The sequence below is a fragment of the Streptomyces hokutonensis genome (assembly GCF_042751305.1).
GTDB lineage: Bacteria > Actinomycetota > Actinomycetes > Streptomycetales > Streptomycetaceae > Streptomyces > Streptomyces hokutonensis_A.
The window spans coordinates 20,940-33,419 of the sequence record NZ_JBHYWD010000033.1; the positions used below are offsets into that span (position 1 = coordinate 20,940).

At 69.6% G+C, this 12,480-nt stretch carries 7 protein-coding genes and 1 pseudogene; 7 read left to right on the forward strand and 1 reads right to left on the reverse strand.

All coding sequences use genetic code 11. The features are described 5' to 3' along the window. Positions 1-128 precede the first annotated feature (128 nt). The 3 genes from ACFXC1_RS46730 (at position 129) to ACFXC1_RS46740 (ending at position 4,863) form a co-directional block, all read left to right on the forward strand. Positions 129-1,562, forward strand: a complete 1,434-nt coding sequence (locus ACFXC1_RS46730; protein ID WP_381255247.1) for a sugar porter family MFS transporter — start codon at positions 129-131, stop codon at positions 1,560-1,562. After that, positions 1,559-1,852, forward strand: coding sequence for a WhiB family transcriptional regulator (locus ACFXC1_RS46735; protein WP_381255249.1), 294 nt, complete (start codon positions 1,559-1,561; stop codon positions 1,850-1,852). The genes ACFXC1_RS46730 and ACFXC1_RS46735 overlap by 4 nt, the downstream gene beginning before the upstream one ends. 185 nt (positions 1,853-2,037) lie before the next feature. Next, positions 2,038-4,863 (forward strand): ATP-binding protein, encoded by a 2,826-nt coding sequence (locus tag ACFXC1_RS46740; RefSeq protein WP_381255251.1) that lies wholly within the window; start codon positions 2,038-2,040, stop codon positions 4,861-4,863. Between the two features lie 10 nt (positions 4,864-4,873). Here the strand turns inward: ACFXC1_RS46740 and ACFXC1_RS46745 are convergent, their stop codons facing one another. Further along, on the reverse strand, positions 4,874-6,838 hold the full coding sequence (locus ACFXC1_RS46745; RefSeq protein WP_381255256.1) for an FtsX-like permease family protein: 1,965 nt from the start codon (positions 6,836-6,838) through the stop codon (positions 4,874-4,876). Between the two features lie 922 nt (positions 6,839-7,760). Between ACFXC1_RS46745 and ACFXC1_RS46750 the strand changes: the two genes are divergently transcribed. The 4 genes and pseudogenes from ACFXC1_RS46750 (at position 7,761) to ACFXC1_RS46765 (ending at position 12,186) form a co-directional block, all read left to right on the forward strand. Continuing rightward, a complete protein-coding gene (locus ACFXC1_RS46750) occupies positions 7,761-8,102 on the forward strand; it encodes a sigma factor (RefSeq protein ID WP_381255259.1) in 342 nt (113 codons plus the stop codon). A gap of 236 nt (positions 8,103-8,338) precedes the next feature. After that, positions 8,339-11,101, forward strand: coding sequence for a helix-turn-helix transcriptional regulator (locus ACFXC1_RS46755; RefSeq protein ID WP_381255261.1), 2,763 nt, complete (start codon positions 8,339-8,341; stop codon positions 11,099-11,101). Beyond that, a pseudogene (locus tag ACFXC1_RS46760) lies at positions 11,079-11,522 on the forward strand (transposase); the annotation flags it as partial. The gene ACFXC1_RS46755 and the pseudogene ACFXC1_RS46760, both read left to right, overlap by 23 nt. A gap of 25 nt (positions 11,523-11,547) precedes the next feature. Beyond that, positions 11,548-12,186 carry a hypothetical protein gene (locus ACFXC1_RS46765; protein WP_381255410.1) on the forward strand — a complete coding sequence of 213 codons (639 nt, stop codon included), beginning with the start codon at positions 11,548-11,550 and terminating at the stop codon, positions 12,184-12,186. The last annotated feature ends 294 nt before the right edge of the window (positions 12,187-12,480 follow it).

The window sequence follows — 12,480 nt, forward strand, 5'->3', positions numbered from 1 at the left end:
GGGCTTGCCCGCAGGTCCGAAGTGCGCCCCGGGGCGCCGGTGCAGTCGTCCTCCCGATCCGTGTCCTCTACGACCGGTGCTCCCGCCCGCACGTCCGGGCACCCGGTCCTGTGAAGGAGTCCTCCTCCATGACCTCGAACGCCTCTTCCGCGGGACCGGCCCACTCGAGGGCCGTACTCCGCCCCACCAACCTCCGGCGCATCACCTACATATCGGCGGCCGCGTCGATCGGTGGCTTCCTGTTCGGCTACGACAGTGCCGTCATCAACGGCGCCGTCACCGGAATCCAGCACCGGTTCGATGTCACCTCCAGCGAGACGGGCACCATCGTCGCCTCCGCCCTGCTCGGCTCCGCCTTCGGTGCGGCCTTCGCCGGGCGTCTCGCCGACCGCGTCGGCCGTCGGCGCGTGATGCACCTGGCCGCGGTTCTCTTCGCGATCAGTGCGCTCGGCTCGTCCATGCCCTTCTCCGCCTGGGACCTGGGAGCCTGGCGTGTTATCGGCGGTATGGCGATCGGCCTCGCCTCGCTGATCGGCCCCACCTACATCGCCGAGGTCGCACCGCCCGACCACCGCGGCCGGCTCGCCTCGTTCCAGCAGGCGGCCATCGTGCTCGGCATCACGGCCTCCCAGCTGGTCAACTGGGGTATCGCCCAAGGGGCCGACGGCAAGAGCGAAAACTCGCTGGGTGCCCTGCATGCCTGGCAGTGGATGCTCATGGCCGCCGTCGTACCGGCACTCGCCTACTTGCTCCTCACCCTGCGCATCCCCGAGTCGCCGCACTTCCTCGTCGCCACGGGCCGCGAGGACAAGGCCCTCGCTGTAGTGCGCGACCTGCAGGGCACAGACGCCGGTGCCGAGGACCGGATCGCCGAGATCCAGCACGCGCTCAGGACCGACCACAAGCCGCGGGTACGCGATCTGCTCGACGGCCGCTTCGGGCTGCTGCCGATCGTGTGGGTCGGCATCGGGCTGGCCGTGTTCCAGCAACTCGTCGGCATCAACGTCATCTTCTACTACTCGTCGCTGCTGTGGCAGTCGGTGGGCATCGACCAGGCCAGCTCGCTCCTGATCAGCCTTTCCACGTCCATCATCAACATCGTCGGAACCGTCGTGGCGATGCTGCTGATCGACCGGATCGGCCGCAAACCGCTCGCGCTGACCGGCTCGGCCGGCATGGCCGTGTCGCTGGCTCTGGCCAGCTGGGCGTTCTCGTACCGGACAGGCAGTGGCAGCAGCCTGTCCATTCCGGACACCCAGGGCACCGTGGCACTGGTCGCCGCCCACGCCTTCGTCTTCTTCTTCGCGGTCTCCTGGGGCGTGGTGCTCTGGGTGATGGTCGGCGAGATGTTCCCGCTGCGGATCCGCGCCGCCGCGATGTCAGTGGCGACCGCCGCCAACTGGATCGCCAACTGGGCCGTCACCGAGAGCTTCCCCCGTATGTCGGACTGGGACCTGTCGTCCACCTACGCCGTGTACGCGGGCTTCGCCGTGCTGTCCTTCGTCTTCGTCGCGGTACGGGTGCGGGAGACCAACGGCAAGAAGCTGGAGGAGATGGGATGACGGCGCCGCGCACCCCTCGGCTGAACAACCGTGCCCTGCCTGTCCGTTCGGTGGCGGGCTGGTGGCTTGTCGCGTCCTGCCGCGGAGCCGACATCGAGACCTTCTTCCCTCCTCCGGGCGACCTGGCGACCGTCCGACGGGCGTTGACGATCTGCGATCGGTGCCCGGTACGGATTCCGTGTCGCCGGTACGCACTCGACCACCGGGAACGGCACGGGATCTGGGGTGGTCTGACCGAGGAGACACGCGAAACCCTCATCCGCATGGGACCCACGAAGTGTCCTTCCTGACGCCGAACTGATCCCAACAGCGCCGTCACGACAGAACCCGCCGGAGACCACCACGGCGGGTTCTGTCGATGACGGCGTCCTCGAATCCCGGCCTCGGCGCGGCAGTACCGCCGAGGTCGAGTCGTTCGACTGATGGTGCGGACGCACCGAGGGTGTAATGAGGCGCGATTAGAATGCCGTGCGACGTGACCTTCTGCACGGAGGAAGTCGCACATGCCCAGCCCAGCAGCCGGAGCCTTCCCGAGGCCGAACCCGGCCCCCGCGCGATGATCGGCCGGGACGAGGAGCTGCGTATCCTGCGCACGCTGCTGGCGGACGCGGCGGACGGACGCGGTGGTGCGCTGTTGATGCACGGCCCCGCCGGCGTCGGCAAGTCTGCGCTGCTGCGCGCTGTCGGCGCCGACGGCACCGAGGGCGGATTCAAGGTGCTGAGCGCGGCCGGTGTGGAGACCGAGCTGTGGCTGCCGTTCGCGGCCCTGCAACTGCTGCTGCGACCGGTCGCCCACGGCATCGAGAAGCTGCCGACCCCGCACCGGACGGCGCTGGTCGACGCGTTCAGCGCCACGCAGACCGAACCCCACATCTTCCGGGTCGCGCTCGCCGTACTCGAACTGCTCGCCGACGAGGCAGACCGGCAGCCGCTCCTGCTGATCGTCGACGATCTGCAGTGGATCGACGCACCGAGCCGGGACGTCCTCAGATTCGTGGCCCGGCGCACCCGCGACCTCCCCGTACTGATCATCGCCGCGTCCCGGGTCCGCTCTCCCGACTCCTACGACCCGAGCGCGCAACCGGACCTCCCTCTGGAGCCGCTCGGGTCGTCGGCCGCCGCCGAACTGCTCGACGCGGTCGCACCGGACCTGTCGGCGCCGATCCGGGCCTTCGTTCTGGAACGCGCCGCGGGCAACCCGCTGGCCCTGGTCGAGCTGCCCAAGACGGTGCAGGACCTGGCACCGCAGCTGGACGATCTGCCGCTGACCCAGCGCCTGGAGGACGCGTTCGCCGCGCGTACGGACTCGGTGAGCCCGGAGTGCCGCAGGCTCCTGCTGGCCCTGGCCGCCGAGCCCAACGCGCCACTGAACCGGCTGCTGGACGTGTCGAGTCGTCTGACAGGCGCGGCGGTTTCCGTGAAGGCGGTGCAGGAGGCGGTCGACGCGGGTCTGGTCGTCCTGGTAGCCCGTGCTCTTGAGTTCCGGCATCCACTGATGCGTTCGGCGATCTATACCCGTGCCGGCGTCTCCGATCGGCTGGACACCCACCGCGCCATCGCCGAGGTCATGGCCGACACACCCGAGCACCAGCTCCTTCACCTGGCCGCCGCGTCGCTCGGCCCGGACGAGGAACTCGCCGCCCGGCTGGAACGTTTCGCCGACACGGCGCTGGCCCGGGGCAAGGTGGCGTCGGCCGTTCCGGCCCTGCGCCAGGCGGCGGAGCTGGTCCAGGACCCGCGCCGCAGGACCGAGATCCTGGTGCGGGCAGTGGAGTCGGCCAGCGAGATCAACGACCGGGTTCACACCCAGCTGTTGCTCGACCGGGCCGACCTGAGCGAACTCGGCCCACTGGAACGGGCTCGCCTCATGGTCGTGTCCGACAAGGCGGCGTTCGAACCCGACGAGCCGCAGCGCCGGATCGAGGACATGGTGACCACGGCGGCCGGCGCGTTCGACGCAGGCGGTGTGCGGGTCGCCGAGAACCTGCTGTGGCGGGCCGCCGCCCGGTGCTTCTTCCAGGACGGCGACGCACGGGTGCGCACGCTGGCCTCGGCCGAGCTGGACCGGTGGAACCCCGATCCGGAGGCTCCCGTCGTCCTGACGGTACGGGCGTACACCGAGCCGTACCGGTACGGCGCCGAGGTGATCGCACGGCTCGACGGCCTTCGGCCTGACCACGAGGACGGCCGGATCACACACTTCCTCGGCAGCGGCGCGATGGTCCTGGGCGACGTCACCCGCGCCGCCCGGTACCTGTCGCTGGCGGCCGCGGCGTGGCGGTCACAGGGCAGGCTCGGGCTGCTCGCCCGGTCACTTGCCGGGAGTTGGCCGCGGGTGTACCTCGGTCAGCTCGACCGGGCCCGCGAGGAGTCCGGCGAAGGACTCGCCCTGGCCGAGGAGAGCGGGGAATGGATCGTCTGGCTGGGGGTGAAGGCGACGGGGAGTCTGGTGGCGGCGCTGCGCGGCGAGTCCGAGGCCGCGGCGCGGATGCTGGGCGAACTCCGTGCCCACCGGCTGTTCCCCGGCATGCCGTTCGCCGCCGTGATGGCGCAGCAGGTCGAGGGCCTGCTGGCGCTCTTCGACGGCCGCGCGACCGAAGCGTACGACGCCGTCTCCCGCGCGTTCGATCCCGCCGACCCGCACTACCACTCGGTCAGCCGCTGGCTGCTCGCACCGGACCTGGCGGACGCCGCCGTGGCCGCGGACACTGCGCGGCAGGCCCGGCAACTACTGGACGGACTCCCCGAGTTGGCCGCCCAGCTGCCCTCGGAAATGATGGTGGTGGCCCACGCCTACACGGAGGCGGTGCTGGCGCCGGACGACGCGGCGGAGGAGCGCTACAGCGCGGCGCTGGCCGCGCTGCCCGTCGGCTGGGCCCTTGCGCGGGCCCGGCTGCACCTGCACCACGGTCGCTGGCTGCGCCGACAACGGCGCAACGTCGACGCCCGGAGTCCGCTGCGCAGCGCCCGCGACGAGTTCGACCGGATCGGCGCCCGGCCCTGGGCCGAGACGGCTCGTGAGCAGCTGCGTGCCGCCGGCGAGTCGAGCGGTCGGCGGCACGCGAACACCAGCGACCGGCTGTCGGCCCAGGAGATGCAGATCGCGGTGCTGGCGTCGCGGGGGCTGAGCAACCGGGAGATCGCCCAGCGCCTGTTCATTTCGCACCGTACCGTCGGAGCCCATCTGTACCGCATCTATCCCCGCCTGGGCATCACCAGCCGCGGCAGGCTCGCCGCCGCGCTCGCCGCACTCCACGACGAACACCCGACGGCCGATTCGCCAGGGGCCGACACAGGCTGACGGACATCGCTCACTCGAAGCGGATGTTCTCCGGGTGCGAGGAGCGCCACAATGTGGGGAGCGTCAGCACGGTCACGGCGACGCTGGCGGCGGCCCCTATGCCTGCTGTCGCCAGCATGCTGTTCCAGTCGTAGACCGCTGCCCTGCCGATCAGACGGAGCAGCGCGTTGCCGAGGGCGGTTCCCACCACTCCTGCGACGAGTAGTCCTGTCGCAACCGGCAACGCGGTCTGCCACAGGATCGAGCTGCTGAGGGTGCGTCGCGGGGTGCCGAAGGTGACGAGCACCGCCAGGACGCGTCTGCGGTCCCGGAGTTGTTCGATCGTACCGAGCAGCAGACTTGCCGCGATCAGCAGCAGGACGGCGGTCACCCCGGCCAACAGGTCCCGCCTGATCCCGTCGAGAGCCGTGTCGCCCTTGGCCTGTGTGGGGAATTCGACGGTGAAGGAAGGGTCCAGCCGGGCGGCTGTCGTACGAATCCGGTCCTGGATGTCTTCGCTGGACGTCGAGTACCTGATGCTGATGGTGCTCACAGCGTCCGCCATCGCCGAGGAGCCGGCTGCTCGGGGGGTGGCGAGCAGCATCCTCTCGGGGTAGGCACCTTGTGGATCGCTGCTCCTGGCCTCGACGGTGGCGGTGATGTGCGGCACCTTCCACAGGGTGCCTTTCCTGTCCAGACGCATCGTGCTGCCCGACTTCCACACGGTCGTGTCGGCGGAACTGGTGGTGCCTCGCGGGGTGACGACGAAGGCATCCCCATCGGTGCAGCCGGGCAGCGAGGCGAGCAGTCTCAGCTGGCCGCATCCTGCGACGCGGACCGTCTGCGGGAAATCGTCATCGGACCCACTGACGGACAACTCCGCGTAGCCGATTGCCTGTTGCACGCCAGGCGTTGAGGAGAACACTGAGGCGTACCGATCCGTGGACCCCTTGCCGTCGTCGAGACCGGCGACGCCGATATGCGTGCGCGGCGTGGAACTGTTCCTGGCTGCCCCGCTGCTGTCGTTGTGACCGTGTGCGATGCCGGTGAAGAGGGTCTGGAGTGCTATGGCTCCGGCCACGGCGACGACGATTCCGTTGACCGAGCGGGTGGCGGCTTCGCTGCTCAACTGCAGCCGGCGGACGGCCAGTTGCCAGGAGAGGGGACCGAATCCGCCGGAGACTCTGGTGAGTTGCTCCAGGATCCAGGGCAGAATGGCGGTCACGCCGACGAGCAACGCCAGCATGCCGGCAACGACCGGAATGACGCTGGTGGCACTGCGCAGGTCGGATCCGCCCCGCACGGACGTCCGTAGGAGAAGCAGTCCGAGTACGGGTACAGCAATGCGCCACCACAGACGTCGTGTGGCACCACCGGACTTGCGAACCACCCCGAGCGGTTCTACAACCACCCCGTTCATCGCCAGCCTCGTGACGGTGAGGGACAGCACGACTACGCCGACCACCGTGAGCGCCGCCAGAACAGGCTGCGGGCTGAGGTCCGCTGTGAACACACTGAGTCCCTGAATGTCCATCAACCCGATGAACTGACGGCCGAACAGGAACAGGACTGCGCCCAGGGCGACGCCGAGCAGCGCACTGACCAGCGTCTCGCCTGCGGCGATACGGGCGGTCGTCCGACGGTCCGCGCCTACCAGCCGTAGCGCGGCCAGCCTTCGGTCGCGGTGTTCGCCGCCGAACCGGACGGCTGCGGCGATGAACACCGCGACCGGGGCGAGCAGCACGACCATCCCGACGATACTCAGCAGCGCGAGCTCGGGGTCGAGCGGTTTCGCCGGATAGACCTTGCCGAAGTGGTCCAGTCGACGAGCTCCTGCGACACCGTCCGCCATGTGTTCGCCGCCGAGATAGAAGGCGTATTCGCCGGGCCCGACCAGACCCCGGTCCGCGACTTCTCCCGTGATGGGATGGTCGAGGCGCTCGCGAAGCAGGTCACTCCCGGGCGCGGCCAGCAGCTTCCGGAGTGCCGGTGACACGACCATCTCCCCAGGACGCGGGAATCGCGTGACTCCGGGAGGCAGCGGCGCCGCAGGCCCCTCGGGTTCCAGCATCCTTCCCCGGATTTCCCTGCCTCGGAACACCGTGTCAATTTCACTGAGCAACACCGTGCTGCGAGAGGGTGTGATGACCCGGTCGTCGAGATTGATGTCGATCCGGTTGTGGATCCGTTCGTCCCGGTGGTGTCTGGCAGTGGGTACGCACGAGGCCAGCAGCAGCAGCGCGACCCCCAGTCCGACGCCCACGGCCATCAGGACGGTACGCACCAAACCGTCCCGGCCGCCGTTCATGGCGAGGCGTGCTCCGAAGCCGACAGCACGAAGACTTCCGAATCGCTGTTGACGACGCGGGGTCGTTGGGGAGACAGTCTGTCGCACATGCTGCGGACGTGGGTTCACTGGCAACCTCTCGTGCTGGGCGCGAAGCGCCGGCGACCATGCCTCTGGCCGTGGGGTGACAAACCACCCAAGGTGTGTCCGCGAGGACGCTCCAGGGGTCGATAACTGAAGCTTCTGACCCACGAGCCATGCTGTACGGCAACACACCTTGTGTGCATCGAGGCACTGAGCAACTGGCGGCCGAAAGTGCCGCCTGGCATGGTCCGGACTATACACGGCATGTATAGACGCCGGAAAGCGGTCGTCGGGCATCCGGATCCTAGGGCGGCCCCGGGCCGTGAGTGACAGCGTTTTCCCACCGTGTTGTTCGGCCCCCTCGTTCCGCGGCTGCGTCCATGGGGATGGTGTACGGGGGCCGCCCGGGGGTGCACCAGGGATTACACGGGTACGCCCGTCACCGGCTCCGGACGACGGTGGCCGGTTCACTGAGCGGGGGCCCTGGGCACACGATGAGCCCGTCCCGGCGGTCCGGGGTACCGGGGGCGGGGGAGATCGTCACGAGTTGTCCAGCATCGACGTCGTGCCGGAGCCGGGCTCGTCGAGCGCGGGTACGACCGGCAATGCGACAACGAGCGCGGTTCACTCGGGACCCGGGGCGGCAAGGGACTTCGAGAGTGTCCGTTCCCTGCTGTTCGGGATCGCCCACCAGAGGCTGGGCCGTGCCGTCGACGCCGAGGAAGTCGTTCAGGACGTGTGGGTCCGCCGGCAGGACGCGGAACTGGCACAGATTCGGGATCGGGTCGCGCTCCTCGTGGCCGTCACCACCAGGGCCGCGCTCGGCAGTGCGCGGGCCGGCTCCTGGTGGAACGGCTGTCCTCCACTGAACGTGCCGAGCCTTCCTTGACGCGGCGCGAGCCGGCGACCTTGCGCAACTCATCAACCTGCTCCACAGACTTCGCACCGTGTCTTGACGCCGATGATCTCCCTTGGCGATGAAGCCGCAACCAACATGTGGTGAGGTGTCCGCCGGGCCCCGACCCTGTCCGGCCGGCGATTGTCCGTGCCGCGCGCAGGGGTGCATGATGGGGTCGGTCCGAGTTGATCAGGATCTGGCTCTTTTACCTGCGCGGTGGGTGGTGGATGTCGAGCAGCGTTCCTCGGCCCGGGCTGCGCGGCCGACGTGGCGAGTGCGGAGCGCTGGACCAGGTGGTGGCCGACGCCAAGGCGGGTCAGAGCCAGGTACTTGTGCTGCGCGGCGAGCCCGGGGTCGGCAAGTCCGCGTTGCTGGAGTACCTGGTGGGCAGTGCGACAGGGTGCCAGACCCTGCGGGCCGTCGGCGTCGAGTCCGAAATGGAGCTGGCGTTCGCCGGGTTGCACCAGCTGTGCGTGCCGGTGATGGGGCAGCTCGATCGCCTTCCCGACCCTCAACGTGAGGCTCTGGCTATTGCGTTCGGTCTGCGTGCGGGAAGCGCGCCGGACCGGTTCATGGTCGGGCTCGCGGTGCTCAGCCTGCTGGCCGAGGTGGCGGAGGAGCAGCCGCTCGTCTGCGTGGTGGACGACGCCCAGTGGCTCGATCGGGTCTCCGCGCAGACGCTGACCTTCGTCGCGCGCCGACTGCTCGCGGAGCGGGTGGCGCTGGTCTTCGCGGTGCGTACGTCCACGCCCCCTCCGGTGGACGACCCGTGGGCGGCGCTGAAGGAACTCGTGGTCCGGGGGCTGCGCGACGACGATGCGCGTGCGCTTCTGGACTCGGCGGTCCCCGGTCGGCTGGACGAACGCGTCCGGGACCGGATCGTCGCCGAGACCCGTGGCAACCCGCTGGCTCTGCTGGAACTGACGCGGGGATTGACCACGGCAGAGCTGGCAGGCGGATTCGGGCGTCCGGACACCCGGCCGCTGGCGAGTCAGATCGAGCAGAGTTTTCTGCGGCGAATCGTTTCCCTCCCGGATGCGGCGCAACGGCTGCTGCTGGCGGCGGCGGCCGAGCCGGTGGGGGACGTGCCGCTGTTGCGGCGGGTGGCCGAGCAACTCGACATCGGGGCGGACGCCGCGGGGGAGGCCGAGCAGGCCGGGCTGATCGAGTTCGGGGTGCAGGTACGGTTTCGCCATCCGCTGGTCCGCTCGGCGGCCTATCGCGCGGCCGACCCCGGGGTACGCCGGGACGTGCACCGCGCGCTGGCCGAGGCGACCGATCCCGAGGTCGACTCGGATCGCCGGGCCTGGCATCGCGCCCACGCGGCGGTCGAACCCGACGAGGCCCTGGCGGGTGAGCTGGAGCGCTCGGCCGCCAGAGCCCGGGCCCGCGGCGGTATCGCGGCGGAAGCCGCGTTCCTGAGGCGTGCGACAGAGCTGACGCCCGATCCCGCCGTACGAGGAACGAGAGCGGTGGCCGCGGCGCAGGCCGCGTTCGAGGCCGGGACCCCGAACGCGGCGCTCGAACTCCTCGCCGCCGCGGAGACGGGCCCGCTGAACGAGGTCCAGCAGGCACGGCTGGTCCGGCTCCGCGGCCAGATCGTCTTCGCGCGCAATCGCGGCGGTCAGGCCCTGCCACTACTGCTCGACGCGGCCGGCCGACTGGAACAGATCGACGGGGGGCAGGCGCGCGAGGCGTATCTCGAAGCGATCGGAGCAGCGGTCATCGCCGGTCGTCTGGTTGGCCGTGCCGGATTGCGGGAGGTGGCCGAGGCCGCCCGTGCCGCACCGCGCGCACCGCGGTCGCCGCGGCTGACGGACATCCTTCTCGACGGTCTGGCGACGCGGTTCACCGAGGACTACGTCCAGGGTGCGCCGCCGTTGAAGCTCGCGCTGCGGGCGTTCCGGCAAGCCGCCGAACGGGGCGAGGACGACGTCATGCGCTGGCTCTGGCTGACATGGCTGGTCGCCAGCGACATGTGGGACGACGAGACGTGCCAGGAACTGACCACGTGCGCGGTCCGGGTGGCTCGCGAGACCGGTGCGCTCAATTTCCTTCCCCTGGCCCTCTGCTACCGCGCCATCCAGCATGTGCACGCCGGGGAGTTCGACCTCGCCTCGGCGTTGATCGACGAGTCCGACACCATGACAGAGGTGACCGGCAACTCGCCCCTCGGGTACGCCGCAGCGGTCCTCCTGGTCTGGCGTGGCGACGACGTCCGGGTGGCGGACTGGATCGACGGCCGGACCCGGGACGCAGCGTCCTGGGGCGAGGGGCGGGCGATCGGGCTGGCCGACTACGTGATCGCGGTGCTGTACAACGGCCTGGGCCGCTACCAGGACGCCCTGGCCAGGGCCGAACGGGCATGGCAGTACGAGGAACTGGCGGGTTTCGGGTTCACCCTCTTCGAACTGGTCGAGGCGGGTGCTCGCGGTGATGCCCCCGAGGCGGCCGCGGCGGCTCTGCGCCGACTTGAAGAACAGGCCGAGGCCAGCGGCACCAACTGGAGCCTGGGTGTCGTGGCCCGGTCGCGAGCGCTGCTCAGCGACGGTCCGGCCGCGGACCTGCTGTACCGCGAGGCCATCGAGCGTCTTCAGCGCAGCCGGGCCGCCGTCCACCTCGCGCGCACCCATCTGGTGTACGGCGAGTGGCTACGCCGTGAGAACCGGCGCGTCGACGCACGCGAGCAACTGCGCGCCGCCTACGAAATGCTCCACGGGTTCGGGGCGAACGCCTTCGCAGAGCGTGCCCGTCGCGAACTCCTCGCCACCGGCGAGTCGGTACGGCAACACACGGTCGACGTACGTGAGGCCCTCACCGCGCAGGAAGCCCAGATCGCCCGACTGGCCGCCGACGGCAAGACGAACTCCGAGATCGGCGCCGAGCTGTTCATCAGCTCGCGCACGGTGGAATGGCACCTGCACAAGGTGTTCACCAAACTCGACGTCAACTCGCGGAACAAGCTCAGTGCTGCGCTGGATCGCGACTGACAGCCGGGAGTTCATCCGACGAAGACGGTGCTGTCGCGGCCGGGTTCAGCGCGCCGTCGGTTGGGCGGGGTGCGGCGGTAGGTGTCGATCGGGGGACAAGGGCTTCGACGGCAACGACTTCCTCACCGCCGTCACCGCGACCCGCGCCCAGTTCCTGGGACGACTTCGCAGCAACCGGCGTACCCCTGTTCTCACGCGTCTCGCCGACGGCTCATACCTGTCGGTGATCGCCGCCGAGAAGGTACGTGTGATCGACGCGAACATCACGGTGACCCGCGCGGACGGCACCGTCTTCACCGGCTCCTACCGGCTGGTCACCACCTTGACCGACGTCGGCCGATACCCGGCGGCCGCGCTGGTGGGCCTCTACCACCAGCGGTGGGAACACGAATCTGCGTATTATGCGCTCCGCCACACGATCATGAACGGGCGTGTCCTGCGCTCGGGTGACCCGGCCGGCGTCGAACAGGAGATGTGGGCCCCTGCTCACCCTCTACCAGGCCCTGCGCACCATGATGGCCGAGGCCGCCGAGTCGCTGCCCGGCACCGATCCGGACCGCTGCTGTTTCACCATCGCCCTCCAGACCGCCCGCGACCAGGTCGTCCAGGCCGCCGCCGTCATCACCGACCCCGGCGGTGTCGGTCGCGTCGGGCTGATCGGGCACCGGATCCTGGCCCGTCTCCTGCCGCCCCGGCGGCAGCGCGTCAGCACCCGCAAGGTCAAGTCACCGATGTCCCGTTACAGCACCCGTCATGACGACGGCAGGCCCGACACCAGCCGTACCATCACCGGTCTCGACATCAGCGTCCGCGAACCTCACGAACCGCACCCTCAACTCCCCGCCATCTCCCGCGACGACCGGAACGCCGCCCTCGCCGACCGCCGCCGTCACCGGATCCTTGGCCTGCTCGAGGAAGACCCCACCCGCCTCCGGCGCCCCCGTGACATCGCTTCTCCCTTCGGCGACATCACCATGGAGACCATGTATCGGCAGCTCTCCAGATGGGCCGAGACCGGCCTCATCCACAAACTCGGCCCCGGCCTCTCCGCCGCAACTGCATGGACCCCAACACCCCTTGCGTGACCTGCGGAAACGTTAACTACCCGGCCCTGGGGGAAGACCCGTGAGGTCGGAGACGACCAACCGACCGGTGGCGAGAAGGCGTTGGCGGATTCGTCGCCGCTCGCGCAAGGAGCGGACGTTGAAAGGCGGCCTACGGGATGGAGAGCGTTCACCATGTGCCGGCCGAGCCAACTGGTGCTGGTCAAGAATGTTGACGGCTCTATGTGCGGTTTCGGGTAATACCGGCAAGGTCGGGCCGGCTCCTGCCGCCGCGAGGAGCCCTCGCCGGCGATACGGATTGATTCAGGGCCGCCA